The sequence below is a fragment of the Alcaligenes sp. GCM10023179 genome, from assembly GCF_042653705.1.
GTDB classification, from domain to species: Bacteria; Pseudomonadota; Gammaproteobacteria; order Burkholderiales; family Burkholderiaceae_B; genus Alcaligenes; species Alcaligenes phenolicus.
In genome coordinates, this window is sequence record NZ_JBHSIQ010000001.1 from 185,060 (window position 1) to 210,162 (window position 25,103).

Here is a 25,103-nt window from a genome sequence, read left to right on the forward strand (position 1 = left end):
CGGATTCGCAATATGATTATCGACCAAAGAACCTACACCATCCCCACCGGCCTGCTGCGCGATTTCCTGTCCTTGTACGCGACGGAAGGACGTGCCATACAGATCGAACATCTGGGCCCCTGCCACGGCTACTACACCACGGAAGTGGGCGAGTTGAATCAGGTGGTGCACCTGTGGGCATACGAAGATATGGCTGACCGAGAGGCCCGTCGTAATGCCTTGGAGGCTGACCCCCGCTGGTTGGCCTATCGCCGTAAAGCCGCCGCTGCGGGGCATGTCATACGCCAGAGCAATGCACTGTTGAAACAAGTCGATTTCGACGTTTTTACGAGCGAATGATGACCATGAGCCAGAAAATTCTTCAAGCCTGCCCCTTGCCACCACCGCTGGCTGGCAAACTGCCCGCCTTGTGCCCGGTCGAAACCCTGAGCGATGCGCCTGATCAAGCGGCGTTCTTGCGTGAGCACGGAGCTGAATTCACGGTGCTGATCACCACCGGAACGCAGGGCGCAGGCAAGGCACTGATTGATGCCTTGCCAAACCTGAAAGCGATTTGTAGCCTGGGCGTTGGTTACGATGCCATCGACCTGGATGCCGTCCGTGCGCGTGGGGTGATGCTGAGCAATACGCCGGATGTTCTAAACGATTGCGTGGCCGACTTGGCCATGGGCTTGCTAATCGATACGGTGCGGGGCATTTCTGCTTCTGACCGTCACGTTAGGCGTGGTGACTGGCCGCGTGTCGGTCCCACCATGCCAAGCACGCGGGTCAGCGGCAAACGTCTGGGCATGTTGGGCATGGGCCGAGTCGGACAGGTGATTGCACGTCGCGCGATCGGCTTTGACCTGGAGATCCGCTATCACACACGTAGCGCCAAACCCGAGTTGCCTTGGCAGCACGAGCCTTCGCTGCTGGCCTTGGCGCAATGGTGCGATTTCCTCATCGTGGCGTGCCCCGGCAGCCCGGAAACCTATCACCTGGTGTCTGCCGAGGTCTTGAACGCTCTTGGGCCCCACGGCTACCTTATCAACGTCGCCCGTGGTTCTGTCGTGGATGAAAAAGCCCTGGTCGCCGCTCTTGAAAACGGCCAATTGGCAGGAGCAGGGCTCGATGTGTTCGAGAACGAACCTGAAGTGCCAACTGAATTGCTGAGCAATGATCGGGTCGTAGTATTACCCCATGTAGGGAGCGCGACCCGTGAAACCCGAGCGGCAATGTGTGATTTGGTATTGAAGAATGTGGAGCGTTTCGTCAAGGAAGGGGAGCTGGCGACGCCGGTGAGGCTATAAGGGTTCTAGGGTTCGTAAAGGACCACGCATTGGCAGGTTTGGAGCAACAACTCTGCTTTCAGATGATGACCCAATGCTGAGTCTGTAGATAGAGCGTTTGGTGCCAACCAGGGTGATGGCGTATTACTTTGGTCCCCTGGTCTTGGCACAAGCTTCCCCGTCAATTAGGTGTATTTCCTTGTATGAAGCGATGCGTTCAGTCATATACTTGATGCTTAAACAATTAAATTGAATCGGGCCTTGAATGCCCGGCATCAGGTGGGGAGACAGCTTGCATCATGCGGCTCAGCATTCAGGACTTTCAGTTAGCGGCTCAAAGCAGCCTGCCCCGTTTTGTCTATGACTATGTTGCAGGCGGGGCAGAAGACGAACTTTGTCTGACTCGTAATCAGGCAGATTTGCAGGCTCTGACTTTATCGCCGCGCAGTTTGCGTGACACTTCGGCACTTTCAACAGAGATAGAGGTCTTTGGGCGACGATGGTCATCGCCTTTTGGCGTAGCCCCTGTTGGCCTGATCGATGTCGTGCGCCCTCGTGGGGATCTGCACGCTGCACGTGCCGCAGGCAAGGCTGGCTTGCCGTATATCTTGTCTACAGCCTCCAACAGCCCCTTGGAGCAAGTGCGTGAAGTCTGCGAAGGCCCATGCTGGATGCAGCTGTATGTGATGCAAGACAGGGGTATGGCCAATTCCATTCTGGATCGTGCCCGCCAGGCTGGATTCGAGGCCCTGGTTTTGACCGTCGATGTGCCCGTAGGGGGGTATAGAGAAAAGGACATACGCCATGGCTTCAAATTGCCGTTTCGTCCCGGTCCCCGCTTGTTGCTGGATATGGCTTCGCAGCCCCGCTGGTTGTGGCGTCAGGCCTTGGCCGGGCAACCCCAGTTCGTCAACCTGATGCCTACGGAAGGAGTCACATCTGCCCAGGCGCAGGCGGCACTGCTGGCCCGGAGCATGGACCGCCGTTTAGTGTGGGACGATGTCTCCTGGTTGCGCTCCAAATGGGATGGCCCCTTATTGATCAAGGGGGTGCTGCACCCTGAAGACGCGCGGCAGGCTCTGCGCTACGGAGTAGATGGGCTGGTCGTTTCCAATCATGGAGGTCGACAACTGGACTGCGCACCTTCAACGATCAGTGTCCTCCCGAAAATCATGGATGTCGTCAAAAAGCAGATGCCGGTGTTTATTGATAGTGGTTTTCGGCGGGGTTCGGATGTCGCCAAAGCCATTGCTTGCGGAGCAAGTGGCGTATTCTTGGGGCGCGCCGTGGCCTATGGTTTGGCTCAAGGTGGCGAACAGGGTGTTGCACAGGTGCTTAGCCTGATCGCCCAGGAACTGGAGCGAACGATGATTCTGTTGGGGGCTTCATGTCCGGCAGATTTGGCCCAATGTCTTGTATCCTCTACCGACTAAGGTGTCAGATACTTGCTGAAATCAGCATCGAGAAATTTATCTTGTGGGGGTTGGCTTGTGAAAGGAAGCATTCCCGCCTGCGTAAAAGTCAGGTTCCGACAGCAGAAAAACAAAACGCCAAGCTTTTTGAAAGCTTGGCGTTTTGTTTTATTCGTGGTGCCGGCTAAAGGAGTTGAACCCTCGACCTTCGCATTACAAGTGCGCTGCTCTACCAACTGAGCTAAGCCGGCGAATTGACGATTATAGCCGGGTTTTTCGCCAAGAAGCAATCACCAGAAAAATATTGCTGTGGTGCACACCACGCCAGCCCAGCCAATAGATAGGTTCTGGTTATAAGAGCATGATGAAAATGTCGTTTTAAATGCCTTTTTCCCTACCCATAATCTGATCTATCCAAGCTGCGCTTATATAGATAGCACGCGATTGAACATCAGTGACGGGCTCCGAAGGCCGCGTCCGGGACCTTTGGGGAACACCATGAAATTGAAGTCTGTTGTTGGCTCTGCCTTGTTGTTGGCATCTTTGCTGGGTGGCACGGCCAGTGCCCAGGTTTCTTTGCTGAACGCCTCGTTTGACGTGGCGCGCGAGACCTTTGCGGCGATTAACCCCAAGTTTGTTGAACACTGGAAAGCGACGACTGGTGAAGACATCAAGATTGACCAGTCTTTTGCTGGGACCTCTCGTCAAGCCCAGGACATTATCCAGGGCAAGAAAGTAGACACCGTTACTTTCAACCAGGTTACCGATATTGAGTTCCTGGCCGAGCGCGGGGCGGTTGCCAAGGATTGGGCCAGCAAGTTCCCGAACAACAGCTCGCCTTACTACAGCACCATCGCTTTTCTGGTGCGCAAGGGCAATCCCAAGAACATCAAGTCCTGGGATGATTTGGTACGTGACGATGTGAAGCTGGTGTTCCCGAACCCCAAGACCTCGGGTAATGCCCGCTACACCTATTTGGCGTCCTGGTTGTACGCCAATGAGGCTTTCGGCGGTGACGAAGCCAAGATCAAGGAGTTTGTCGGCAAGGTGCTGGGGAATGTAGAAAGCTTCCCCACAGGTGGTCGTGGTGCGACCGTGGCGTTTGCCCAGAATGGTCAGGGCGACGTTTTGCTGACCTTTGAATCCGAAGTGATCAATATTGCTGCCAGCGATGAGTTCAAGGGCAGCGAGCTGGAAGTGGTGGTGCCCCCTGTCAGCGTATTGGCCGAGTTCCCGGTAGCGGTGGTGGACCGAGTGGTCGACCAGAAAGGCACTCGCAAGGAAGCAACCGAATACCTGAAGTTCCAGTACACCCCCGAGATTCAGCGCCTGTTGGCTGGTTTCAACTACCGTGTGACGGATCCTGCCGTGGCCAAGGAGTTCGAGTCCAAGTACGCGCCGGTCAAGCTGATCAATCCTACTGATGTTCTGGGTTCCTGGACTGACATCCAGAGCCGCCACTTTGCTGCTAACGGGGTGTTGGACCAGTTGCTGGCCAAGTAATTCATGAGTCGTACTCTTGTGGGCGGGGCGCAGGATTCCGGGGCGAAGGCTGCGCTAAAGCCCATCTTCTTTCTGCGCCGCCCCGTCATGCCGGGTTTTGGACTGAGCTTTGGCTTTAGCGTCCTGTACCTGTCCATTATTGTGCTGCTGCCTTTGTCGGCCTTGTTCATGTACGTCAGTGACATGAGCCTGGCCGATTATTGGCGTGCGGTGACTGATAAACGCGTTGTCAGCAGTTATCAGGTCACGATCAGTGCCGCTTTTTACTCCACTGTGATTGCCAGTGTGGTGGGCTTCATCATTGCCTGGATTATCACGCGCTTTGAGTTTCCGGGGCGCCGTCTGATTGATGCTTTGGTGGACCTGCCGTTTGCCTTGCCAACGTCGGTAGCAGGTTTGACCTTGGCGACGCTATTTGTGCCTGGTGGCTGGTTTGGCCAGTTTCTGCCGGAGGGTTGGAAGGTTGCTTATCAATACCCCGGTATTGTGTTGGCCATGACGTTCACCAGTTTGCCCTTTGTGGTGCGTATCGTGCAGCCCGTGATTGAAGAGCTGGGTGCCGAGTATGAAGAGGTTGCCCACACCTTGGGTGCCAGTGGCTGGCAGACCTTCAGCAAGGTGGTGTTCCCACCGCTGATTCCTGCTCTGGTGACTGGAGCGTCTCAAGCTTTTATTCGTAGCCTGGGTGAGTTTGGCGCAGTCATCATGATTGCGGGCAATATTCCCTTCAAAACTGAAGTGTCGTCCCTGATGATTTTTGTGCGGCTGCAAGAGTTCAATTACCCGGCCGCTGCCGCGATTGCCTCGGTGATCTTGATCGCATCCTTGCTGCTCTTGTTCACCTTGCAGATGGTGCAGAATCGTCTATTGGGCTGGCAGCGGAGGGCACCATGAGAAAAACACCTAAAAGCACGGCAGACCGCCTGATTTTGGCCTTGGGCATTGTGTTGGTGCTGGGGCTGCTGGTAGTCCCCTTGGTACTGATTTTCTCCAAAGCCTTGGGCGATGGTTTGCCTGCCTTGTGGAGCAATCTGCAAGAGGACTATATGCTGCATGCCATCGGGTTGACTCTGTTTGTGGCGGTGCTGACGGTGCCCCTGAATATGGTCTTTGGCATCTTGCTGGCCTGGTGTCTGACGCATTACCAGTTCCGTGGTCGTCGTCTGCTAAGTACCTTGGTGGATTTGCCTTACGCGGTCTCTCCGGTGGTGGCGGGCCTGTGTTACCTGGTGGTCTACGGTGTGGAGTCGTCCCTGGGGCAATGGCTAAGCGCGCGTGATATTCAGTTGATGTTCGCCTGGCCGGGTATCTTGATGGTCACTATCTTTGTGACGACGCCTTATGTGGCTCGTATCCTGATTCCCATCATGCAGGCTCAGGGCTCGGATGCACAGGCGGCGGCTTTAAGTCTGGGTGCAAACGGCTGGCAGATCTTCTGGCATGTGACGCTGCCGGATATCAAATGGGCCTTGCTCTATGGCGTGGTGTTGACCAATGCCCGTGCGATTGGGGAGTTTGGGGCCGTGTCCGTGGTGTCGGGCACCATCATGAATCAGACTTTGACCTTGTCCTTGCTGGTGGATCAGCTGAACAACGATAACAAGGCAGCAGCGGCCTTTACAGCGGCTGCGCTGCTGGCGGTGTTCGCGATTGTGTCTGTGATGCTCAAGAGCCTGCTGGAGTGGCGTGTGGCGGCTGGGCGTCGCCGTAATCAAGCGGAGGCAGTACAAGGGTAGATGGTGGGCTGGAGGCTTGGGAAATATTTTCAGTGGCGTTAGGTGGCTGAGTATTCCCTGAGGTGGTTTAAGTAGCTGATACTGATCTGCCAAGCCAAGCCAAGCCAAGCCAAGCCAAGCCAAGCCAAGCCAAGCCAAGCCAAGCCAAGCCAAGCCAAGCTAAAGCCAAAGCCAAAGCCAAAGCCAAAGCTAGGGTGATTGCCGAGCTTGGAACCCAAATAAATAGAGCCCCATGCGGGGCTCTATTTTTGTCTGCGTCGAACGCGCCTTATTTGACGATCTTCAGGTGCGAGACCTTGTCAGCGTCTTTCTTGGCAGCGGGAGCTTCCGGTGCAGCTTCAGGAGCGGCGTCCGGTGTGTCACCTTCTGCGTAAGGCTCGGACTCCACCACTTCAAAACCCATACCAGCGCCTGTTTCGCGTGCGTAGATGGCCGATACAGCTGCCACGGGTACGAAAATGTCTTCCGTGACGCCGCCAAAGCGGGCCTGGAATTCAATGTAGTCGTTGCCCAGGATCAGGCCATTGGTGGCCAGATGCCCGATATTCAGGGTGATTTGACCATCCTGAATATGGCCGCGTGGAACAACCGTGTTGGCGTCTACCGTGACCACGATGTGTGGGGTGTATCCGTGGTCGGAACACCATTCGTGTAGAGCGCGCAGCAGGTAAGGCTTGGTCGAGGTTTCTTGCATAGTGGATTAGCGACGCATGACTTTTTCGGAAGGAGTCAGTGCTTCAATGTAGGCAGGACGCGAGAATACGCGCTCGGCGTACTTTTGCACAGGAGCAGCGCTCTTGGGCAGTTCGATACCGTAGTGGTCCAGGCGCCAGAGCAGGGGAGCGATCGCCACGTCCAGCATGGAGAATTCTTCACCCAGCATGTACTTGTTCTTGAGCAAGATGGGAGCCAGCTGCGACAAGTGGTTGCGGATTTGCTGACGGGCCAGTTCTTGTGCCTTGGCATCCGCGTTGCGGCGGTCTTCCAGGGCGGCCACGTGTACAAACAGTTCCTTTTCGAAGTTGTACAGGAACAGGCGTGTGCGGGCGCGCATGGTGGGGTCCGCAGGCATCAGCTGAGGATGCGGGAAACGCTCATCAATGTATTCATTGATGATGTTCGATTCGTACAAGATCAGGTCACGTTCTACCAGGATCGGCACCTGTCCGTAGGGGTTCATGACGGCGATATCTTCAGGCTTGTTGTACAAGTCGATGTCGCGGATCTCGAAATCCATGCCTTTTTCAAACAACACGAAACGGCAGCGCTGTGAGAATGGGCAAGTTGTTCCAGAGTAGAGCACCATCATGGTAGGAGATTCCAGTCGTAGAAATAAAAACAAGAGCCTCACGGCTCAGAATTTAAAACCCTGCAAGGGGTTTTAACAATAAAAAGCCGGGCAGGCTAGTTAGGCCTGCCCGTCTAGCATAGCGTTTTACTTGATGTCTTTCCAGAAAACGCTGTTCAGGCGCCATGCAACGGCAAAGAACAAGAGCAGGAACAGGATCACGCCCACGCCAATTTTCTTGCGCTCCAGCTGCACAGGCTCGGCCATCCAGTCCATGAAGTTGGCCAGGTCGGCCACGTCGCTGTCGTATTTGGCAGCAGCCTTGGCGTTAACAGGCTCAAGCTTGACGCTGTCAGTAGCGTGACCGGTGTAATCGGCCAATACTTCTTTCTTGACGTCGGAGAAACCGGCTGGATCGTAAGTAGCCGTGGTCTTGACCCATTCCTTGCTGCCATCGTCCTTGGCTTCCTGGGCCACGGTCGTGCGGTGCAAGGTGACGCCACCTTGGCGCTCCCACATGGCGTGAGGCATACCCACGCTTGGGAAAACCAGGTTATCCCAGCCGGTTGGGCGGGATGCGTCACGGTAGAAAGTGCGCAAGTAGGTGTAGATGTAGTCTGCGCCGCTGGGGCCCAAGTTGGTGGACTTGGCACGCGCAATCACGGACAGGTCCGGAGGAGCGGCACCAAACCACTTCTTGCCCATTTCAGGGGTCATGGCGATCTTCATCAGATCACCCACCTTGTCCGAGGAGAACAGCAAGTTTTTCTTGATGTCCTCTTCGGTCAGGCCGATGTCTGTCAGCTTGTTGTAGCGCATGGAGTTGGCGCTATGACAGTTCAGACAGTAGTTCACAAACAGTTTTGCGCCATTTTGCAACGCCGCCATGTCATTCATGCGGTCGGGCGCGCGCTCCAGGGCATAGCCACCTTCGGCGGCACCAGCCACCGTGCAGGTAAGGGACAAGGCCAGAGCGCCAAGCAGTTTCTTAATCATGGTCATTCCGTTTCGTGTTGGGGGCCTAGTGAGGGCGGAAAGTCACGCGATCAGGTTCGGGTTTGAACGTACCCATGCGGCTCCATACTGGCATCAGCAGGAAGAAGGCCAGGTAGATCACCGTACCGATCTGGCTCAGCAGGTTGAACAAGTCGTTCGGAGCCTGTGTGCCCAGGTAACCCAAGATCAGGAAGTTGATGATGAAAATCGCGTACAGCACTTTGTGCCAGGTAGGACGGTAGCGAATCGACTTCACAGGCGATTTATCCAGCCAAGGCAGGAAGAACAGGATCACGACCGTACCACCCATGGCCACCACGCCCCAGAACTTGGCGTCGATAACACGCAGCAGCACAGCAACAGCGATCAGGACAGCGGGTACGACCAGGCGCCAGATACCGGGCAGCTTGCCTTTGACGAACAGCACCAGAGCACCCAGCACGGAAGCACCGGCCAGAACCCAGGTAAAGTCGGCAGTCGTGGCACGCAGCATGGAGTAGAACGGCGTGAAGTACCAGACAGGAGCAATGTGCGGAGGAGTCTTCAGTGCATCGGCAGGGCTGAAGTTGTTGAACTCCAGGAAGTAGCCGCCCATTTCAGGGGCAAAGAACACAATCGCGGCAAACACAATCAGGAAGCCCGCCACACCCAGGATGTCGTGCACGGTGTAGTAAGGGTGGAAGGGGATGCCATCCAAAGGACGACCTTGAGCGTCTTTGGGGCCTTTCTTGATTTCCACGCCGTCGGGGTTGTTGGAACCCACTTCATGCAGTGCGATCAGGTGAGCCACAACCAGACCCAGCAGGACCAGAGGCACCGCAATCACGTGCAGAGCAAAGAAGCGGTTCAGGGTGGCGTCGGACACCACGTAGTCACCACGGATGAAAATAGCCAGGTCAGGACCAATGAAAGGAATGGCCGAGAACAGGTTCACAATCACCTGGGCGCCCCAGTAGGACATCTGGCCCCATGGCAGCAGGTAGCCCATGAAGGCTTCAGCCATCAGACAGAGGAAAATGGCAACGCCAAAGATCCAGACCAGTTCACGTGGCTTGCGGTAAGAACCGTAGAACAAGCCGCGCAGCATGTGCAGGTACACCACCACGAAGAACATGGAAGCGCCTGTGGAGTGCATGTAGCGAATGATCCAGCCACCGGGCACTTCACGCATGATGTATTCAACCGACTCAAAGGCCAGCTTGGCATCAGGCTTGTAGTTCATGACCAGGAAAATACCAGTCACGATCTGGATAACCAGCACCAGCAGTGCCAGAGAGCCAAAGAAGTACCAGAAGTTGAAGTTCTTCGGCGCGTAATATTCTGACATGTGCTCTTTGTACATGGATGTCAGGGGGAAACGCCTGTCAATCCATCCCAAGAGTCCTGTCGTTTCGACGGTTTTCTCGCCAGCCATGAAACGGCTCCTTTATCTTTTTAAATAGTACGTATTGGGTTACAGCCGCCTTAGGCCTTGTTGTTTTCGTCTACGCCGATGGTAACCATCGTGCCGTCAGCCGAGAACTCGTAGGGCGGGATTTCCAGATTGTCTGGAGCAGGCTTGTTGCTGTAGACGCGGCCGGCCAGGTCGAACGTGGAGCCGTGGCAGGGGCACAGAAAGCCGCCTTCCCAACCACCGGGCAGACCAGCGCCAGCGCCAGCAGCCAGATGCGGGGTAGGGGAGCAACCCAGGTGGGTGCAGATACCGATACAGATAAAGATTTCAGGGCGACGCGAACGGTATTCGTTCTTGGCGTACGCAGGGGTGTAACCGGGGCGATCCGAGTCAGGGTCGGCCAGCTGGCTGTCCAGCTTGGGCAGTGCGTCCAGCTGCTCTTTGGTGCGGTGCAGAATCCAGACGGGTTTCCCGCGCCATTCCACGGTGCGCATCTGACCGGGGGCGATACCGGAAATATCGACCTCTACGGGAGCGCCGGCCGCTTTCGCTTTCTCGGAAGGAGCAAAGGAGCTGACAAAGGGAACAGCTGTCGCCACACCAGCGACACCACCTAATGCACAGGCGGTGGCGACCCAGGTGCGGCGCGAAGGATCGGGCGGAAGATTGAAATCAACCGCGCCTATGGCATCGGGCTGTGTCGTATTCTGACTCATTCTAGTATCCTTATTCCTGCCCGACTCGGGCAATACCACAATTTACGGATTTGGGCCTGGGTATATTATTCAACCGCACATTATACGCGTTACCCAGCGCAGCATAACTTGATCAAAGGTGAACATATGAACAAGGCTCGAGGTTTCCTGAACGAATTCCGGGAGTTCGCAGTTAAGGGCAACATGATGGACCTTGCGGTCGGTGTCATTATTGGCGCTGCTTTTGGCAAGATTATCGACTCGCTGGTAAAAGACATCGTCATGCCCGTCATCAGTTTCATCCTTGGCGGCGAAGTGGATTTTACCAACCAGTTCACGGTCTTGCGTACACCAGAGGGCTTTACCGGCCCAGAAACCCTGGAAGCTCTGAATGCGGCCGGTGCTGTTGTTTTGTCGTGGGGTAACTTCCTGACCATTTTCATCAACTTCATCTTGCTGGCCTTCGTGGTGTTTTGCATGGTCAAGATGATTAACCGTATGCGTGCCACCGTGGCCAAGGCTGAAGCTGCTGAGGCCGTACCCGAACCAACCCCTGAAGACGTCATCTTGCTGCGCGAGATCAGGGATTCGCTGAAAAAATAAAAGCCCAGACTTATCAAAGCTTTAAGGTGCCTTTCGGCACCTTTTTGTTTATGTAAACCCACCGGCAGGGTCAAGTTTGCCCGCGCCGGATGCCTGATTTTAGCCTTTCAGGGCCTGGGCTTGTCTAGCCTGCGGCGCTTTAAAGCTTGTTCAAGGTCATATGTGCGGGTTTTTGATGAAATCAGATCGGGTTGTCCAGATCGATGAACTCCACTTCTATGCCAAACTGGCGAGCGATTTCTTCGCCCAAAGCCTTGGCCCCATAGCGTTCGGTTGCATGATGGCCGGCTGCCATGAAGGCAATGTTGTTTTCCTGTGCACTGTGAAATGTCTGCTCCGAAGCCTCGCCGCTGATGTAAAGATCGGCCTGCGCGGCGATGGCGCTATCAATAAAGCCCTGTGCCCCTCCTGTGCACCAGGCTATTCGGCGGATTTTCCGTTGTAAATCGCCAACAACCAGTGGCTGCCGTTGTAAATTATTGCAAACTGTCAGGCTGAATGTTTCCAGTGAAACTGGGGTTGGCAGTTCACCCAGCCAGACCAGTCCATCCGGACCACAGGTTTGTGCCACGCCGTCTGCGTCGCGCAGCACCTCGATGCCTAACTGGCGAGCCAACTGGGCGTTATTGCCCAGGACAGGGTGAGCGTCCAGGGGCAGGTGATAGCCCAAGAGGTTAAGCTGATGCGTCAGGACGCGTTCGATACGAGTTTTTCGGGCGCCTACAATGCACGGGTTTTCGTTTTTCCAGAACCAGCCGTGGTGCACCAAAATTGCGTCCGCCTGGCGGGCAATAGCGGCATCAATCAGTGCCAGCGAGGCCGTCACGCCGGTGACGAGTTTGCCAATATAGGGCTTGCCTTCGACCTGAAGCCCATTGGGACAATAGTCCTTGAAACGGGCGACATCCAAGGTGCTATTGAGCCAGCTGGCCAGTTCGGCTGTTGAAACCTGAGTCATGGAAATCCTTATCTGAAAGAGTGCTATGCGTCGATTGTGGCTAGTGTTTGCTCAAGCGGTGACAATTTGTCTGGCGGGCTTTTTTATTGTAGTGACGCTGCGACCGCAGTGGGTGGGCGCGCCCGAGGCTCCCGTCCGCTCCACGAATACGGTGGTTTTGCCTGCACCGGTTCCGTCCCTGATCCCCGCGCCTGCTATGGAGCAGGATGGCCCGCTGTCTTATGCCTCGGCTGTCACTAGCGCCGCGCCGGCGGTCGTTAATGTGTACACCAGCAAGCATTTGGAAGGCAATTCCCCCTTGCTGGAAGATCCTGATCTGCAGCGCCTGTTTCGCGAACTGCCCGGCTTGATGGGTCGCCGCTCCACAATCAACCTGGGTTCGGGCGTGATCGTACACGAGCAGGGTTATATCCTGACCAATTACCACGTGATTGAAGCGGCCGATGCCATCGAGGTGGCATTATCGGATGGACGTCAGGCCAAGGCGCGTCTGATTGGCTCGGACCCTGAAAGCGATCTGGCCGTGCTGAAAGTGGATCTGCCCAAGCTGGCTGTGATTCAGACCCAGGAACAGGATCAATTGCAGGTGGGCGATGTGGTGCTGGCCATTGGCAATCCTTTCGGAGTGGGTCAGACCACGACGATGGGCATTGTCTCCGGCTTGGGACGCAATCGCCTGGGCATCAATATTTACGAAAACTTTATTCAGACCGATGCCGCCATTAATCCCGGCAACTCGGGTGGGGCTCTGGTGGATGCGGTTGGCCGTCTGGTGGGAATCAATACCGCTATTTATTCCGAAACAGGCGGTTCGCTGGGTATCGGTTTTGCCATTCCGTCCTCGACTGCGCTGGCCATCATGAACGAAATTATCCGTAATGGTGAAGTGACACGCGGCTGGCTGGGCCTGGAGCCACAGGACATTACTCCGGACCTGATCAAGTCTTTCAAACTAAAGAGTGATGCAGGTGTGATTATTGCCAGTGTGCAACGTCACGGCCCGGCTGCCGAGGCGCATTTGCAGGTGGGCGATATTGTGTTGCGCTTGAATGGTCAACAAGTGGCCGATTCAATTGGCCTGCTCAATCAGATTGGCCCAGTGCAACCCGGGCAGACCGTGACATTAAGCGTATTGCGCGATGGCAAGGAGCTGGACGTTCCCGTCAAGGTCGGTATGCGACCTCAGGTGCGCAAATAGGGCCAGCAGCTTCCCTCTTCGCTGGAGTTCACTGAAAGAGCGTAGAGATGCGTTCATGGCCTTGCAGGCCGTACAGGCTCTTGTAGTGTGTTGATGCTTGTGTGGTCAGGCGATTTGCATTTGGCTACGCTGTTTTGCAGATCGTAGTGGCGCGAAGGCTTGGCAAGGTATCTAAAAAAAAATGGCTCTCTGGGCTACTCCTTTTGGAGCAAGGCAAGAGAGCCATTTTTGGGTCGGCACGCCATGTGACGCGTACAAATAGGTGTTGCTTTGATCGTTTTACAGATCCAGCTCGCGGCCTTCGCTGTTTTCCGCTTCCCGTTTCTTGATCAGGCTGGCGGCCAGAATCCCTAATTCATAAAGCAGGCATAGCGGGGCGGCCAACAAGATCTGGCTGACCACATCGGGCGGGGTCACGATAGCGGCGATCACAAACGCGCCCACAATTACATAACCACGGATTTCGCGCAGTTTGGCTACCGTTACAACGCCTGTTTTCACCAGCAAAATCACGGCGATAGGCACTTCAAAGGTAATGCCAAAGGCCAGGAACATGGTCATGACAAAGCCCAGATAGGCTTCGATGTCCGGTGCTGGTGTAATCGATTGCGGGGCAAACGAGGCGATGAAGTGAAACACGGTGCGGAACACCACGAAATAACAAAACGCCATGCCGGCAATGAACAGCAAGGTGCTGGTCATGATCAGCGGCAGAGCCAGCTTCTTTTCGTGGTTGTACAAACCTGGCGCAATAAAGGCCCATGCCTGGTAGAGCACGATAGGCAAGGCCAATACGAACGATGCCATCAAGGTGACTTTGACCGGCACCATGAAGGGGGTAATCACCCCGGTGGCAATCATGCGCGTACCCTCGGGCAGAGAGCTCATCATGGGCTGGGCCAGCACATCATAAATGGCCGAAGCGCCAGGATACGTAAACAGCACGATAAAAATCCCGACCACGGCAATCACCGCGCGTAGCAGGCGTGTACGCAGCTCGACCAGGTGGGAGATGAAGGTATCTTCTTGAGGCGCTTCGGTGCTCATGCCGTCGGTCCTTTAGAGGGTTGGGCGGGAGCATCCGTAGGACGGGGAGCGTCGTCACTGGCTGGCGCACTGGGCGCTGGCTGGGCGGCTGCATCCGTATCGGGCTGACTGGCAGCCGATTCTTTCGCGGGGGTGGCGTCGGGGCTCGCCTTGACGCTCTCGGCGGTATCCGAGAAGGCCTTGCGTGCGGACTCCGACGCGTTTTGCAGGGTGTCGCGGGCTTCTGTCAGAGGCTGGCTGATGCTTTTGCCCGTGTCCTCGACCGAACTGCGCACCGAGCGCGCGGCGTCCTCCATCTGGTCTTTGAGCTTGTTCACCTCATCCAGATTGATTTCGCGTTGGATATCGGTCTTGACCTCGTTAACGTAGCGCTGCGCGCGGCCAAGCAAATGGCCGACGGTGCGCGCTACTTTAGGAAGACGTTCGGGACCGATGACGATCAGGGCAACCACTCCAATCAGGAGCAGTTCGCTAAAGCTGACATCAAACATTCAGACTCACACAAGAAGGGGATCAGGCGCGATCGGATTTTTCCTTGGCCTGCACGTCGATCGTTTGAGGATCGGCAGCGCGTTGGCTGACGGTTTCGGGTGTTTTTTCTTCTTCACCCACGTCTTTCATGCCTTCTTTGAAACCTTTGACTGCACCGCCCAGATCCGAGCCGATATTACGCAGTTTCTTGGTGCCGAAAACCAGGGCAACGATGACCAGAACGATCAGCCAGTGCCAAATGCTAAAGCTACCCATAATGTATCTCCCTTAAGCAGCCATGGCTGCGCGTTGTTGCCATGGGCGCTCACCGCCCAAGATGTGCATGTGTAAATGGTTGATTTCCTGCCCGCCATCCAAACCGTTGTTGATGACAATGCGGAAACCGCCTTCAGGGCCGGGGCGACAACCAGCCTTTGCGGCCAGGGAAGGTGCCAAAGCCATCATTTTACCCAACCATTCGCTATCCTGGCCCGATACGTCCTGCATGGACACGACGTGTTTCTTGGGGATTACCAGGATATGGATAGGTGCAGCTGGGTTGATGTCGTGAAATGCCAGAAAGTCCTCGTCCTCGTACACTTTTTTGGACGGGATCTGATCGGCAGCAATTTTACAAAACAGACAGTTCTCGCTCATAGCAACCTCGGTAGCGAAGCACTTGCTGGGCAAGTGCCGAAAATCTAGGTATCAGGACAGTGTAGCGCGTCTAAATGACAGAATTACACCTGGTCCTTAGGGCGCGAAGCTTTTTCTTCCAGGCCTGATGTACCTTCGCGACGCAGCAGTTCTGTCAGGACATCGCGGGGCTCCAGACCGTAGTAAGTCAGGGCCACCAGGCTATGAAACCACAGGTCTGCCGTTTCGTAGACGATGCGCTCGCGTTCTTCATCCTTGGCAGCCATGACCAGCTCGGTCGCTTCTTCCCCGATTTTCTTCAGGAATGCATCCGGTCCCTTGGCCAGCAGCTTGGCGGCGTAGGAAGAGGATGGGTCCCCGCCTTGTGCAGGCAGGCGGGACTTCAGGGTGCGGCCAAGATGATCGAGGATGGTCTCGACAGTAGGTTGTTCGCTCATCGGTAAATATGCTCCGGGTCTTTCAGGACGGGGTCAACCGCCACCCATTGTGCCTGATCGCTCTGGCCTTGCAGCTGGCGATAAAAGCAGCTTTCACGACCCGTATGACAGGCGATCTGGCCAACCTGCTCCACGCTAAGCAAAATAACGTCGCCATCACAGTCCAGGCGCAAGTCACTGACATGCTGCACGTGGCCGGATTCCTCGCCCTTGCGCCACAGGCGCTGGCGGGAACGCGACCAGTACACGGCGCGGCCGGTGCTGACGGTCTCTTGCAGGGACTCCTGGTTCATCCAGGCGACCATCAAGATTTTGCCCGTGGCCTGGTCCTGCGCAATCGCGGGGATCAAGCCTTGTTCATCAAAGCGGATTTCAGCCAGCCAGGCCGGTAAGTCAGCCATTAGCGTCGCACCTGAATACCTTGCGCAGCCATGAAATCCTTGGCTTCGGCAATAGTGTGTTGACCGTAGTGGAAGATGCTGGCGGCCAGTACGGCACTGGCGCCGCCCTTGATCACGCCATCGGCCAGGTCTTGCAGGCCGCCCACTCCACCAGAGGCGATAACGGGAACGGAAACCGCCTCGGACACGGCACGAGTCAGTTCCAGATCAAAGCCGGATTTGGTGCCGTCGCGGTCCATGCTGGTCAGCAGCAGTTCGCCGGCGCCGTATTCGGCCATGCGAGCTGCCCATTCCACCACGTCCAGGCCGGTTCCACGACGACCGCCGTGGGTAAAGACTTCCCAGCGGGGGGCTTCGTTTTCAGCACTGACACGGCGTGCATCAATGGCGACGACCATGCATTGCTTGCCATGGTGATCGCTGGCAGCACGCACCAGGTCGGGGTTGCTGATGGCGGCGCTGTTAATGGACACCTTGTCCGCACCTGCATTGAGCAGGCGCTGGATGTCGGCCACTTCGCGCACACCACCGCCCACTGTCAGGGGGATGAAAATCTGACTGGCCACCTGTTCGATGATGGGCAAGATCAGATCACGGTTGTCCGAGGTGGCCGTAATGTCCAGGAAGGTCAGTTCGTCGGCACCCTGGTCGTTGTACTTGCGGGCGATCTCGACCGGGTCTCCGGCATCGACCAGATCCACAAAGTTGATGCCTTTGACCACACGGCCAGCGGTCACGTCCAGACAAGGAATGATGCGGCAGGCTAATTCGTTGGTGACGTCCTGGCTCATGCCTGGTACTCGTCAGCGAAGGTTTGCGCCTCGGCAAAATTCAGGGTGCCTTCGTAAATGCTGCGACCCAAAATCACACCTTCGATACCTTCGTGCTCTACGGCACACAGGTCTTCGATGTCTTTCAGGTTGGTGACACCGCCGGAGGCGATGACGGGAATCTTCACGTGCTGGGACAGCTTGACGGTGGCTTCGATGTTCACGCCAGTCAGCATGCCGTCGCGGCCAATATCGGTGTAGATAATGGACTCGCAGCCGTAGTCTTCAAATTTCTTGGCCAGATCCAGTACGTCGTGGCGGGTCAGCTTGCTCCAGCCGTCGGTGGCGATTTTGCCGTCACGGGCATCCAGGCCAACAATGATGTTGCCAGGAAAGGCGCTGCAGGCGTCTTGCAGGAAACCAGGGCTTTTGACAGCGGCAGTGCCAATAATGACATAGCTCATGCCAGCGTCCAGGTAGCGCTCGATGGTATCCAGGTCGCGGATACCACCGCCGATCTGTACGGGAATTTCACCGTCGATGGCAGCAATAATGGATTTGATGGCTTCGCTGTTCTTGGGCTTACCGGCAAAAGCGCCGTTCAGGTCCACCAGATGCAGGCGCCGGGCCCCTTGTTCCAGCCATTGTGTTGCTATTTTGGCCGGATCATCCGAGAAAATAGTGGCATCGTCCAGGTCACCCTGGCGAAGGCGCACACAACGCCCGTCTTTGAGGTCGATGGCGGGAATCAAAAGCATGGTCTTTAGCCGTAAAAAACGTAAGAAATACTGGGTCGGAAAAAGTCAGAACAACGCCGGGAAGCTTGCTTGAAAAATCATGGCTTCCAGTTGGCGAAATTCCGGAACAGTTGCAGGCCGTTGTCTGCGCTTTTCTCAGGATGGCATTGCAACGCAAAAATATTAGCGTTTGCTATCGCCGAGGTAAAGCGTTGGCCATAGTGCGTCGAACCACAAGTTTGATCTATATGCAGCGGATCGACAAAGTAGCTATGAACAAAGTAAAAGAACGCGCCATCCTCAATGCCAGCCCATAAGGGATGATCCTGAGTCTGGTGTACGCGGTTCCAGCCAATATGGGGCACTTTCAGCCCGGGGCCGGAGGCGTGGTCGCTGCTTTTGTAGTTCGGGCCCTCAAAACGGCGCACTTGGCCGGGAATCAGACCTAAACAGGGGACATTGCCTTCCTGACTGGAATCGAACAGCATTTGTTCGCCTACGCAGATGCCCAATAGGGGCTTGTTGCGGGCGGCTGTCAGCAAGGCATCGCGCAAACCGGATTGGTCCAGGTGGGCCATGCAATCGGGCATGGCACCCTGGCCGGGTAAGACAACCCGGTCCGCATCCAGAATGGCTTGAGGGGTTTGAGCAAGAACGATGCGCGCATCAGGTGCGGCGGCATGCAGTGCTCGGGCAACCGAGAAAATGTTGCCCGAACCGTAATCGACAATAGCGATAGTGGTCACGATGTGTGTCCGAAGGACGTTTACAGAACCCCTTTGGTCGAAGGCACCACGCCTTCGCTACGTGGGTCCAGCTCCAGAGCCATACGCAATGCTCGGCCAAAGGCTTTGAACACGGTTTCGCACTGGTGGTGTGCGTTTTCGCCGCGCAGGTTATCGATGTGCATAGAAACCAGGGCGTGATTGACAAAACCCTGGAAAAACTCGCGTGCCAAGTCTACATCGAACTGGCCGATTCGTGCGCGGGTAAAGGGCACAAAATAAAACAGGCCGGGGCGACCGGAGAAGTCCACCACTACGCGCGACAGCGACTCGTCCAAGGGCACATAGGCATGGCCGTAGCGGCGCAGACCGGCTTTGCTGCCTACGGCCTTGGCAAAAGCCTGGCCCAGCGCAATGCCGATATCCTCGACAGTGTGGTGATCATCAATGTGGGTGTCGCCTTCACAGTGCACGTCCAGGTCAATCAGACCATGGCGGGCGATCTGGTCCAGCATGTGGTCCAGAAAGGGCACGCCGCTGTTGAGCGAGTGACGGCCGGTGCCGTCCAGGTTAACGGCCACGCGGATGCGGGTTTCATTGGTATTGCGGGTAATCTCGGCGGTACGCATATCAGTGCCGGCGGCAAGGCCGGTATCAGGATTGGTTCAATCGGAATTGCGCGCTGGCAGCGTGGGCGTACAGGCCCTCGCCTTGTGCCAGCGTAGCAGCTATGGGTCCCAATGTTTGGGCGCCTGATTCTGAAACCTGAATAATGCTGCTGCGTTTCTGGAAATCGTAGACGCCCAAAGGTGACGAGAAACGCGCAGTGCGTGCCGTCGGCAGGACATGGTTAGGCCCGGCACAGTAATCGCCCAGCGATTCGGAACTGTAGGGGCCCAGGAAAATGGCGCCAGCATGGCGGATTTTGCCCAACAAGTCCTGGGCGTTACGGGTAGAGACTTCCAGGTGTTCCGGCGCGATATGGTTGCTGATCTTACAGGCCTCGTCCAGATCGCGGACGTGGATCAGGGCACCGCGACCAGACAGGCTGCGACGGATGATGTCCGCGCGTGGCATGGTGGGGAGCAGACGTTCGATGGCCGCTTCAACCTGGTCCAGGAAGTCCGCATCGGGACACAGCAAGATGGCCTGGGCCAGCTCGTCGTGTTCAGCCTGGGAGAACAGGTCCATCGCCACCCAGTCAGCAGGAGCACTGCCGTCGCTGATGATCAGGATTTCGGAGGGGCCGGCAATCATGTCGATGCCAACGACGCCAAAGACGCGGCGTTTGGCAGCGGCGACATAGGCGTTGCCGGGGCCGACAATCTTGTCTACCGGCGGGATGGTGTCCGTACCGTAAGCCAAAGCGCCTACAGCCTGCGCGCCACCAATAGTGAACACGCGATCGACACCGCCCAGGGCGGCAGCCGCCAGCACGATGGGGTTGCGCACGCCATCGGGTGTAGGCGTGACCATGATCAGTTCTGGAACACCAGCCACTTTGGCAGGAATGGCGTTCATCAGAACCGAGGAGGGGTAAGCGGCCTTGCCACCGGGGACATACAGTCCCACACGGTCCAAGGGGGTAACTTGCTGCCCCAGCACGGTGCCATCGGCTTCCGTGTAGGTCCAGGTTTCAGTGCGCTGATGCTCGTGGTAACGACGCACACGCTCGGCGGCCTGTTCCAGTGCCTTGCGCTGATTGGCAGGCAGGCTGTCCAGAGCCGCAAACAGTTCTTCTTTGGAGATTTCCAGTGCCGAGGCCTGTTCAACAGCCAGTCGGTCAAAGCGCTGGGTGTAATCCAATAAGGCCGTGTCCCCCTCATGCTGGATACGATGCAGAATTTCGGCACAAGCGTGCTCGATAGACGCGTCTTCGGACGCTTCGTAAGCCAGTAGAGTGCGCAGTTCGGCATCGAACTGGGCGGATTGGGAGGTCAGGCGATGGATCAGTGACATGTCGCTATAGGAAAAAGCTAAGGTTCAAGGGCCAGTGTATAACATTTCGCTTAGGCAAAAGGCGGTCTGCGCCTTTTGCGCAAGCAGGATTGTCAGGCTGTTTATCCCCCGCCCGTGGCAGGGGAAGTTTTACTCGTCTACCGAAGCGCGAGAGAAAGCGTCGATCAGGGGTTGCAACTGGGCACCACGGTTCTTCATGGCAGCCTGATTGACGATCAAACGCGAGGAAATGGGGGTGATGTCTTCCACTTCCACCAGCTTGTTGGCACGCAAGGTGCCGCCGCTGGAGACCAGGTCCACAATGGCGTCGGCCAGACCGACCAGCGGAGCCAGTTCCATGGAGCCATACAGCTTGATCAAGTCCACATATACGCCTTTGCTGGCGAAGTGCTCGCGGGCAGCGCGGGTGTATTTGGTGGCGATACGCAGGCGCGAACCTTGCTTGACGGCCGAATGGTAGTCAAAGCCTTCGGCCACGGCCACACACAGGCGGCAACGGGCAATGTTCAGGTCCACGGGCTGGTACAGACCGCCGGGGTGCTGTTCCATGTGCTCGTACAGCACATCCTTGCCGGCAATCCCGATATGGGCGGCACCGTATTGCACGTAGGTTGGCACGTCGGTGGCACGCACAATAATCAGACGCAGGTCCGGGTTATTGGTGGGCAGGATCAGTTTGCGCGACGTCTCGGGGCTTTCCAGCACCTTGATGCCTGCCTCTTCCAGCAAGGGCAGGGTTTCGTCAAAAATCCGGCCTTTGGACAAGGCCAGCGTCAGAGGTTGATTTAAACCGGCGGGACTCATTGGGTTTCCTTGCTGCTGATTCGCTCGATGTTGGCGCCTACGGCTTGAAGCTTGGCTTCCATGCGGTCGTAGCCACGGTCCAGATGGTAGATGCGTTCGACGGTAGTGTCACCCCGAGCCGCCAGGCCTGCAATGACCAGGCTGGCCGACGCACGCAGGTCGGTTGCCATGACGGTGGCGCCAGTCAGGTAAGGAGCGCCGGTAACGACGGCCATATGGCCTTCGATATCGATCTGTGCACCCAGTCGGTTCAGTTCCTGTACGTGCATGTAGCGATTTTCAAAGATGGTTTCCACGACCGAGGCGGTGCCGTCGGCAATGGTGTTCAGTGCCATCAATTGAGCCTGCATGTCCGTGGGGAAGCCGGGGTATTCGCTGGTACGGAAGCTGACCGCCTTGGGGCGACCATTCATGCTGGCCTTGATCCAGTCCGAGCCGGTTTCAATCTGCAGTCCGGCTTCGCGCAGTTTGTCCAGCGTGGCGCCCATGGCGTCAGCATCGGTATTGCGCAAGGTCAGTTCGCCACCGGTAGCGGCAACGGCGCACAGGAACGTACCGGCTTCAATACGGTCGGGGCAGATGGTGTGTTTGGCACCGTGCAGGCGTTCGACACCGTCAATGACGATACGGTCGGTACCGTGGCCCTGGATTTTGGCACCCATTTTGATCAGCAGCTCGGCCAGATCAATAATTTCCGGTTCGCGGGCTGCGTTTTCCAGAATGGTTTGGCCTTCAGCCAGAACGGCGGCCATCATCAGGTTTTCGGTGCCGGTCACCGTCACCATATCCGTGCGCACCACGGCACCGCGCAAGCGTTTGGCGCGCGCATTCACAAAACCGTGCTCGACATGGATTTCTGCACCCATGGCCGCCAGACCCTTGATGTGCTGATCTACAGGGCGCTGACCAATGGCGCATCCACCGGGCAGGCTGACGCGGGCCTCGCCAAAGCGGGCCAGCAGGGGGCCCAGTACCAGAATGGAGGCGCGCATGGTTTTCACCAGTTCGTAGGGCGCTTCCAGATTGGTGATGTTGCCTGCATTCAGCTCCAGCGTGCCATTGCGCTCCTGGGTGACACCCAACTGCCCCAACAGCTTCAGGGTGGTGTCGATGTCACGCAGACGCGGCACATTGTCCAGGTACACCGTGTCGGCAGTCAGCAGACTGGCGCACAGAATGGGCAGGGCGGCGTTTTTGGCGCCAGAGACGGTGATCTCGCCATTCAGGCGTTGTCCGCCCGTGATGCGTAATTTATCCATTCGGATTGGCCTTGTATTCGTCGGGGGTAAGCGTGCGCATGGACAGGGCGTGGATTTCGGCTTTCATCCGGTCGCCCAGGGCTTTGTAAACCAGTTGGTGACGCGCAATCAGGCGTTTGCCTTCAAAGGCGGTGCTGACGATCAGGGCCTCAAAGTGCGAACCATCGCCTTGCACTTGCAAGTGTTCACAGGGCAGGTTGTCGGCAATGTATTGGTGAACTTGTTCGGGGGTCGGCAACATGAAATCAATTCCGTAATTTATAGCCTGAGGCAAGCAGGCGTAGCGAAATCAGACACAGCGCAACAAAGACGCTGGCGACAACGGTCAGGCTGAACCAGGGAGAAATATCCGAGGCGGCAAAAAAACCGTAGCGGAACCCGTCAATGGTATAGAGCAACGGGTTCCAGTGTGAAACAGTTTGCCAAAACGGCGGCAGGCTATGAATCGAATAGAACACGCCCGACAGGAACGTTGCAGGCATGATCAGAAAGTTCTGGAACGCGGCCAGTTGGTCAAACTTCTCAGACCACAGTCCGGCGATCAGACCCAAGGTGCCCATGATGCCGCAAGACATGACGGCAAACACCAATACCCATAAGGGCTTGGCCACAGGCAGGGACACGAAGAACAGCGACACCAGCCACACACAGAGGCCCACACAGACACCGCGGGCGATGGACGCCAGCAGATAGGCGGCGAAAATCTCGCGGTGCGACAGCGGTGGCAGCAGGATAAAGACCAGATTGCCAGTGATGCGGCTTTGAATCAGTGATGAGGACGGGTTCGCAAAAGCGTTTTGCAACATGCTCATCATCATCAGGCCCGGAATCAGGAAGGCGGTGTAGGGCACGGAGTCGTATACCGTGACGCGGCCTTCCAGCACGTGGGCGAAAATCAGCAAATACATCAGCGCCGTCAGTACGGGCGCAGCAATGGTCTGAAAGCCCACTTTCCAGAAACGCATCAGCTCTTTGCGCAGCAGCGTAGGAAAGCCCGAGCCCATCTTGGGCTGAGGGGGCAGGCTCAGGGTGCCGATCTTGGCAGCGGGGGCGTCCGTGTTTTGAGGCACGCCCCAGTGTTTGGGAGAATGGTTCTGGTTCACAGTGCGACTCCCATTTTTCCTTCGTTGTGCATGATGCGCACAAATGCATCCTCCAGATCGTGGCCGCCTGCGCGCTCCATAATGGCTTGCGTGGTATCCAGGGCGACGATCTTGCCACTTTTAAGCATGGCCAGGCGACCACAGAGGGCCTGGGCTTCTTCCAGATAGTGGGTGGTCAGCAAGATGGTGTGACCTTGTTGATTCAGGCGAATGATGAACTCCCACAGCGTGCGGCGCAGGTCCACGTCCACACCGGCAGTGGGTTCATCCAGAATAATGACAGGGGGGCGGTGCACCAGCGCTTGGGCGACCAGAACGCGGCGCTTCATGCCGCCGGACAAGGCGCGCATGTTCACATCGGCCTTGTCGCTCAGGGCAAGATTGGCCAGAATCTCGTCGATCCAGTCGTCATTGTTTTTCAGGCCAAAGTAGCCCGATTGCAGACGCAAGGTTTCACGGACGGTGAAAAAGGGATCGTAAACAATTTCCTGTGGCACCACGCCCAGCGATTGGCGGGCTTTTTGATACTGGGTGCGCACATCGTAACCACAGACACTGACCTGGCCGCTGGTGGGACGGGTCAGGCCGGCCAACATGGAAATCAGGGTTGTTTTGCCGGCGCCGTTAGGGCCGAGCAAGCCGAAAAATTCACCATGTTCGATAGTCAGGCTGACCTGATCGACGGCCAGAAAACCGGCATCGGAACGGGGAGGGGAAAACAGGCTTTTGAGTCCCCGGCTTTGGGGAGCGAAGCGTTTACTGACGTTATCGAGTTTGAAGGCGGACATGGCAATTTGGGTTGGCCTGACGCGGGTGTGGCGGTGTAAGTCGTCGCTGTAGCGTCTTTGTTAACTAAACAGGCCTACGCATGGGCGTAGACCTGTTTGGGGGTGATCAGGCTCTTTATTATAGAGTACGACTCTGGTCTGCTTAAGAATGCCCGACCAAAGCGCCCGTGCTTGCCACGGCCTGTCTTAGCTGTTTTGCTTGTTCAGCGCCTGAATCAGGCCATCAATGCCACCTTGCTCAATTTGCTGGGCAAACTGGTTGCGGTAGTTTTGAATCAGCCAGATGCCTTCCACGTTCAAGTCGTAGATTTTCCAGCCTTCAGGTGTTTTTTCCAGACGGTAATCCACGCCAACCGGGCCACCGTTGGACTGAGTCAGCGAGGAGCGCACCACCACGTCGTCTGCATTGGCATCGCCACGGAACGGCAGGATGGTCAGCTGTGTCTTGTCATCCACGCGGGACAAGGCCCCGCTGTAGGTACGCACCAAGGTGCCCTTGAACGCTTCGACCAGCTTCTGACGCTGTTCGGGGCTGGCTTGACGCCAGTAGCGGCCAGCGGACAGACGTGTCGTCTTTTCCAGGTTCACGTAGGGCATGATGTTTTCGTTCACGGCAGCCAGAATGGCAGCGCGGTCACCCTTGCGGATGGCGTCGCTTTCCTTGACCACTTGCAATGCTTGATTACCGACCGATTCAACAAACTTGTTGGGCTCCCCTTTGGGATCTGCAACTTGTGCCTGGGCTGCGACGGCGTGCAAACACAGAGCCAGGGCCGCACAGACGGTCAGGATCCAGGAAATCAGGCGAGAGGGGGAGGACTGCAAAGCAGTCCCGCCCAAGGCGGGACGGGAAATCATAAAAAACTCCAGAAGAATGTTCTGCGGGCAGCGCGTT

The 25,103-nt window shown here is 56.6% G+C and carries 31 protein-coding genes and 1 tRNA gene; 8 read left to right on the forward strand and 24 right to left on the reverse strand.

Annotated elements, in window-relative coordinates:
• Positions 1-12: 12 nt before the first annotated feature.
• The 3 genes from ACFPDR_RS00875 (at position 13) to ACFPDR_RS00885 (ending at position 2,701) form a co-directional block, all read left to right on the forward strand.
• Positions 13-339: an NIPSNAP family protein gene (locus tag ACFPDR_RS00875; RefSeq protein WP_035269826.1), complete on the forward strand. Its 327-nt coding sequence runs from the start codon at positions 13-15 to the stop codon at positions 337-339.
• Positions 339-1,289 (forward strand): 2-hydroxyacid dehydrogenase, encoded by a 951-nt coding sequence (locus tag ACFPDR_RS00880; RefSeq protein ID WP_376911054.1) that lies wholly within the window; start codon positions 339-341, stop codon positions 1,287-1,289. The genes ACFPDR_RS00875 and ACFPDR_RS00880 overlap by 1 nt, the downstream gene beginning before the upstream one ends.
• Before the next feature lie 278 nt (positions 1,290-1,567).
• Positions 1,568-2,701: an alpha-hydroxy acid oxidase gene (locus ACFPDR_RS00885; protein WP_376910205.1), complete on the forward strand. Its 1,134-nt coding sequence runs from the start codon at positions 1,568-1,570 to the stop codon at positions 2,699-2,701.
• Positions 2,702-2,855: 154 nt separating this feature from the next.
• Here the strand turns inward: ACFPDR_RS00885 and ACFPDR_RS00890 are convergent.
• Positions 2,856-2,931, reverse strand: a tRNA-Thr gene (locus ACFPDR_RS00890).
• Between the two features lie 247 nt (positions 2,932-3,178).
• Between ACFPDR_RS00890 and cysP the strand changes: the two genes are divergently transcribed.
• Genes cysP through cysW form a run of 3 tightly spaced genes read left to right on the forward strand, consistent with a single transcriptional unit; the run spans position 3,179 to position 5,919 of the window.
• On the forward strand, positions 3,179-4,183 hold the full coding sequence (cysP, locus tag ACFPDR_RS00895; RefSeq protein WP_042485687.1) for a thiosulfate ABC transporter substrate-binding protein CysP: 1,005 nt from the start codon (positions 3,179-3,181) through the stop codon (positions 4,181-4,183).
• A gap of 3 nt (positions 4,184-4,186) precedes the next feature.
• On the forward strand, positions 4,187-5,077 hold the full coding sequence (gene cysT / locus ACFPDR_RS00900; protein ID WP_051359144.1) for a sulfate ABC transporter permease subunit CysT: 891 nt from the start codon (positions 4,187-4,189) through the stop codon (positions 5,075-5,077).
• Complete coding sequence (gene cysW / locus ACFPDR_RS00905) at positions 5,074-5,919, forward strand: sulfate ABC transporter permease subunit CysW (protein ID WP_051316283.1); 846 nt, start codon at positions 5,074-5,076, stop codon at positions 5,917-5,919. The genes cysT and cysW overlap by 4 nt, the downstream gene beginning before the upstream one ends.
• Before the next feature lie 268 nt (positions 5,920-6,187).
• Here the strand turns inward: cysW and ACFPDR_RS00910 are convergent, their stop codons facing one another.
• From ACFPDR_RS00910 to petA, 5 genes are all read right to left on the reverse strand, one after another.
• Positions 6,188-6,613, reverse strand: coding sequence for a ClpXP protease specificity-enhancing factor (locus ACFPDR_RS00910; RefSeq protein WP_009455465.1), 426 nt, complete (start codon positions 6,611-6,613; stop codon positions 6,188-6,190).
• Positions 6,614-6,619: 6 nt separating this feature from the next.
• Positions 6,620-7,228: a glutathione S-transferase N-terminal domain-containing protein gene (locus ACFPDR_RS00915; protein WP_009455466.1), complete on the reverse strand. Its 609-nt coding sequence runs from the start codon at positions 7,226-7,228 to the stop codon at positions 6,620-6,622.
• Positions 7,229-7,354: 126 nt separating this feature from the next.
• Positions 7,355-8,209 (reverse strand): cytochrome c1, encoded by an 855-nt coding sequence (locus ACFPDR_RS00920; RefSeq protein WP_080747987.1) that lies wholly within the window; start codon positions 8,207-8,209, stop codon positions 7,355-7,357.
• A 19-nt stretch (positions 8,210-8,228) separates the two neighbouring features.
• Positions 8,229-9,617, reverse strand: coding sequence for a cytochrome b (locus ACFPDR_RS00925; RefSeq protein ID WP_009455468.1), 1,389 nt, complete (start codon positions 9,615-9,617; stop codon positions 8,229-8,231).
• A gap of 50 nt (positions 9,618-9,667) precedes the next feature.
• On the reverse strand, positions 9,668-10,312 hold the full coding sequence (gene petA / locus ACFPDR_RS00930) for a ubiquinol-cytochrome c reductase iron-sulfur subunit (RefSeq protein WP_035269839.1): 645 nt from the start codon (positions 10,310-10,312) through the stop codon (positions 9,668-9,670).
• 126 nt (positions 10,313-10,438) lie between these two features.
• Here petA and mscL point away from each other — a divergent pair, with 126 nt between their 5' ends.
• A complete protein-coding gene (gene mscL / locus ACFPDR_RS00935; protein WP_009455470.1) occupies positions 10,439-10,894 on the forward strand; it encodes a large conductance mechanosensitive channel protein MscL in 456 nt (151 codons plus the stop codon).
• A gap of 181 nt (positions 10,895-11,075) precedes the next feature.
• Here mscL and ACFPDR_RS00940 read toward each other — a convergent pair whose 3' ends face one another.
• On the reverse strand, positions 11,076-11,852 hold the full coding sequence (locus ACFPDR_RS00940; protein ID WP_009455471.1) for a Nif3-like dinuclear metal center hexameric protein: 777 nt from the start codon (positions 11,850-11,852) through the stop codon (positions 11,076-11,078).
• A gap of 25 nt (positions 11,853-11,877) precedes the next feature.
• On the opposite strand from ACFPDR_RS00940, the gene ACFPDR_RS00945 reads away from it, so the two are divergent.
• Positions 11,878-13,050 (forward strand): S1C family serine protease, encoded by a 1,173-nt coding sequence (locus tag ACFPDR_RS00945; protein ID WP_376910209.1) that lies wholly within the window; start codon positions 11,878-11,880, stop codon positions 13,048-13,050.
• Positions 13,051-13,329: 279 nt separating this feature from the next.
• On the opposite strand, the gene tatC is transcribed toward ACFPDR_RS00945, so the two are convergent.
• From tatC to ACFPDR_RS01030, 17 genes are all read right to left on the reverse strand, one after another.
• On the reverse strand, positions 13,330-14,097 hold the full coding sequence (tatC, locus tag ACFPDR_RS00950) for a twin-arginine translocase subunit TatC (RefSeq protein WP_009455473.1): 768 nt from the start codon (positions 14,095-14,097) through the stop codon (positions 13,330-13,332).
• Positions 14,094-14,588, reverse strand: coding sequence for a Sec-independent protein translocase protein TatB (tatB, locus tag ACFPDR_RS00955; RefSeq protein WP_115634545.1), 495 nt, complete (start codon positions 14,586-14,588; stop codon positions 14,094-14,096). The genes tatC and tatB overlap by 4 nt, the downstream gene beginning before the upstream one ends.
• A 22-nt stretch (positions 14,589-14,610) precedes the next feature.
• Positions 14,611-14,844, reverse strand: coding sequence for a Sec-independent protein translocase subunit TatA (tatA, locus tag ACFPDR_RS00960; protein ID WP_021447245.1), 234 nt, complete (start codon positions 14,842-14,844; stop codon positions 14,611-14,613).
• Positions 14,845-14,856: 12 nt separating this feature from the next.
• Positions 14,857-15,225 carry a histidine triad nucleotide-binding protein gene (locus ACFPDR_RS00965; protein WP_026483636.1) on the reverse strand — a complete coding sequence of 123 codons (369 nt, stop codon included), beginning with the start codon at positions 15,223-15,225 and terminating at the stop codon, positions 14,857-14,859.
• Between the two features lie 83 nt (positions 15,226-15,308).
• Positions 15,309-15,662: a phosphoribosyl-ATP diphosphatase gene (locus tag ACFPDR_RS00970; RefSeq protein ID WP_021447244.1), complete on the reverse strand. Its 354-nt coding sequence runs from the start codon at positions 15,660-15,662 to the stop codon at positions 15,309-15,311.
• A complete protein-coding gene (gene hisI, locus ACFPDR_RS00975) occupies positions 15,659-16,063 on the reverse strand; it encodes a phosphoribosyl-AMP cyclohydrolase (protein ID WP_009455478.1) in 405 nt (134 codons plus the stop codon). The genes ACFPDR_RS00970 and hisI overlap by 4 nt, the downstream gene beginning before the upstream one ends.
• A complete protein-coding gene (hisF, locus tag ACFPDR_RS00980) occupies positions 16,063-16,854 on the reverse strand; it encodes an imidazole glycerol phosphate synthase subunit HisF (RefSeq protein ID WP_035269852.1) in 792 nt (263 codons plus the stop codon). The genes hisI and hisF overlap by 1 nt, the downstream gene beginning before the upstream one ends.
• The gene (gene hisA / locus ACFPDR_RS00985) at positions 16,851-17,591 is read right to left on the reverse strand and encodes a 1-(5-phosphoribosyl)-5-[(5-phosphoribosylamino)methylideneamino]imidazole-4-carboxamide isomerase (protein ID WP_009455480.1); all 741 of its coding nucleotides are present in this window, start codon (positions 17,589-17,591) and stop codon (positions 16,851-16,853) included. The genes hisF and hisA overlap by 4 nt, the downstream gene beginning before the upstream one ends.
• A 77-nt stretch (positions 17,592-17,668) precedes the next feature.
• Positions 17,669-18,316, reverse strand: a complete 648-nt coding sequence (hisH, locus tag ACFPDR_RS00990; RefSeq protein WP_009455481.1) for an imidazole glycerol phosphate synthase subunit HisH — start codon at positions 18,314-18,316, stop codon at positions 17,669-17,671.
• Between the two features lie 20 nt (positions 18,317-18,336).
• Positions 18,337-18,924, reverse strand: coding sequence for an imidazoleglycerol-phosphate dehydratase HisB (gene hisB / locus ACFPDR_RS00995; RefSeq protein WP_009455482.1), 588 nt, complete (start codon positions 18,922-18,924; stop codon positions 18,337-18,339).
• Between the two features lie 25 nt (positions 18,925-18,949).
• Positions 18,950-20,254 (reverse strand): histidinol dehydrogenase, encoded by a 1,305-nt coding sequence (gene hisD, locus ACFPDR_RS01000; protein ID WP_376910213.1) that lies wholly within the window; start codon positions 20,252-20,254, stop codon positions 18,950-18,952.
• A 129-nt stretch (positions 20,255-20,383) separates the two neighbouring features.
• Entirely contained in the window at positions 20,384-21,058 is a 675-nt protein-coding gene (gene hisG, locus ACFPDR_RS01005) for an ATP phosphoribosyltransferase (protein ID WP_009455485.1), read from the reverse strand.
• Positions 21,055-22,317, reverse strand: coding sequence for a UDP-N-acetylglucosamine 1-carboxyvinyltransferase (gene murA, locus ACFPDR_RS01010; RefSeq protein ID WP_060185453.1), 1,263 nt, complete (start codon positions 22,315-22,317; stop codon positions 21,055-21,057). Before murA ends, hisG begins: the two co-directional genes overlap by 4 nt.
• The gene (locus tag ACFPDR_RS01015) at positions 22,310-22,558 is read right to left on the reverse strand and encodes a BolA family protein (RefSeq protein WP_009455487.1); all 249 of its coding nucleotides are present in this window, start codon (positions 22,556-22,558) and stop codon (positions 22,310-22,312) included. Before ACFPDR_RS01015 ends, murA begins: the two co-directional genes overlap by 8 nt.
• Before the next feature lie 4 nt (positions 22,559-22,562).
• Complete coding sequence (locus ACFPDR_RS01020; RefSeq protein WP_042486095.1) at positions 22,563-23,321, reverse strand: ABC transporter permease; 759 nt, start codon at positions 23,319-23,321, stop codon at positions 22,563-22,565.
• A 95-nt stretch (positions 23,322-23,416) separates the two neighbouring features.
• On the reverse strand, positions 23,417-24,208 hold the full coding sequence (locus tag ACFPDR_RS01025; protein WP_009455490.1) for an ABC transporter ATP-binding protein: 792 nt from the start codon (positions 24,206-24,208) through the stop codon (positions 23,417-23,419).
• 186 nt (positions 24,209-24,394) lie between these two features.
• Entirely contained in the window at positions 24,395-25,066 is a 672-nt protein-coding gene (locus ACFPDR_RS01030) for an MlaC/ttg2D family ABC transporter substrate-binding protein (RefSeq protein WP_035269860.1), read from the reverse strand.
• Positions 25,067-25,103: the final 37 nt, after the last annotated feature.

Bases quoted from the DNA above. Each gene is read 5' to 3' on its own strand.
- ACFPDR_RS00915 (WP_009455466.1), bottom strand. From the start codon at position 7,228: ATGATGGTGCTCTACTCTGGAACAACTTGCCCATTCTCACAGCGCTGC.
- ACFPDR_RS00945 (WP_376910209.1), top strand. From the start codon at position 11,878: ATGCGTCGATTGTGGCTAGTGTTTGCTCAAGCGGTGACAATTTGTCTG.
- cysW (WP_051316283.1), top strand. From the start codon at position 5,074: ATGAGAAAAACACCTAAAAGCACGGCAGACCGCCTGATTTTGGCCTTG.
- ACFPDR_RS00880 (WP_376911054.1), top strand. From the start codon at position 339: ATGACCATGAGCCAGAAAATTCTTCAAGCCTGCCCCTTGCCACCACCG.
- tatA (WP_021447245.1), bottom strand. From the start codon at position 14,844: ATGGGTAGCTTTAGCATTTGGCACTGGCTGATCGTTCTGGTCATCGTT.
- ACFPDR_RS01020 (WP_042486095.1), bottom strand. From the start codon at position 23,321: ATGGGCTCGGGCTTTCCTACGCTGCTGCGCAAAGAGCTGATGCGTTTC.
- cysT (WP_051359144.1), top strand. From the start codon at position 4,187: ATGAGTCGTACTCTTGTGGGCGGGGCGCAGGATTCCGGGGCGAAGGCT.
- murA (WP_060185453.1), bottom strand. From the start codon at position 22,317: ATGGATAAATTACGCATCACGGGCGGACAACGCCTGAATGGCGAGATC.
- ACFPDR_RS00885 (WP_376910205.1), top strand. From the start codon at position 1,568: ATGCGGCTCAGCATTCAGGACTTTCAGTTAGCGGCTCAAAGCAGCCTG.
- ACFPDR_RS00925 (WP_009455468.1), bottom strand. From the start codon at position 9,617: ATGGCTGGCGAGAAAACCGTCGAAACGACAGGACTCTTGGGATGGATT.
- tatB (WP_115634545.1), bottom strand. From the start codon at position 14,588: ATGTTTGATGTCAGCTTTAGCGAACTGCTCCTGATTGGAGTGGTTGCC.
- tatC (WP_009455473.1), bottom strand. From the start codon at position 14,097: ATGAGCACCGAAGCGCCTCAAGAAGATACCTTCATCTCCCACCTGGTC.
- ACFPDR_RS00920 (WP_080747987.1), bottom strand. From the start codon at position 8,209: ATGACCATGATTAAGAAACTGCTTGGCGCTCTGGCCTTGTCCCTTACC.
- ACFPDR_RS00910 (WP_009455465.1), bottom strand. From the start codon at position 6,613: ATGCAAGAAACCTCGACCAAGCCTTACCTGCTGCGCGCTCTACACGAA.
- hisD (WP_376910213.1), bottom strand. From the start codon at position 20,254: ATGTCACTGATCCATCGCCTGACCTCCCAATCCGCCCAGTTCGATGCC.
- ACFPDR_RS01030 (WP_035269860.1), bottom strand. From the start codon at position 25,066: ATGATTTCCCGTCCCGCCTTGGGCGGGACTGCTTTGCAGTCCTCCCCC.
- ACFPDR_RS00965 (WP_026483636.1), bottom strand. From the start codon at position 15,225: ATGAGCGAGAACTGTCTGTTTTGTAAAATTGCTGCCGATCAGATCCCG.
- cysP (WP_042485687.1), top strand. From the start codon at position 3,179: ATGAAATTGAAGTCTGTTGTTGGCTCTGCCTTGTTGTTGGCATCTTTG.
- hisI (WP_009455478.1), bottom strand. From the start codon at position 16,063: ATGGCTGACTTACCGGCCTGGCTGGCTGAAATCCGCTTTGATGAACAA.
- ACFPDR_RS01015 (WP_009455487.1), bottom strand. From the start codon at position 22,558: ATGTTGCCGACCCCCGAACAAGTTCACCAATACATTGCCGACAACCTG.
- hisB (WP_009455482.1), bottom strand. From the start codon at position 18,924: ATGCGTACCGCCGAGATTACCCGCAATACCAATGAAACCCGCATCCGC.
- mscL (WP_009455470.1), top strand. From the start codon at position 10,439: ATGAACAAGGCTCGAGGTTTCCTGAACGAATTCCGGGAGTTCGCAGTT.
- ACFPDR_RS01025 (WP_009455490.1), bottom strand. From the start codon at position 24,208: ATGTCCGCCTTCAAACTCGATAACGTCAGTAAACGCTTCGCTCCCCAA.
- petA (WP_035269839.1), bottom strand. From the start codon at position 10,312: ATGAGTCAGAATACGACACAGCCCGATGCCATAGGCGCGGTTGATTTC.
- hisF (WP_035269852.1), bottom strand. From the start codon at position 16,854: ATGAGCCAGGACGTCACCAACGAATTAGCCTGCCGCATCATTCCTTGT.
- ACFPDR_RS00970 (WP_021447244.1), bottom strand. From the start codon at position 15,662: ATGAGCGAACAACCTACTGTCGAGACCATCCTCGATCATCTTGGCCGC.
- ACFPDR_RS00875 (WP_035269826.1), top strand. From the start codon at position 13: ATGATTATCGACCAAAGAACCTACACCATCCCCACCGGCCTGCTGCGC.
- hisG (WP_009455485.1), bottom strand. From the start codon at position 21,058: ATGAGTCCCGCCGGTTTAAATCAACCTCTGACGCTGGCCTTGTCCAAA.
- ACFPDR_RS00940 (WP_009455471.1), bottom strand. From the start codon at position 11,852: ATGACTCAGGTTTCAACAGCCGAACTGGCCAGCTGGCTCAATAGCACC.
- hisA (WP_009455480.1), bottom strand. From the start codon at position 17,591: ATGCTTTTGATTCCCGCCATCGACCTCAAAGACGGGCGTTGTGTGCGC.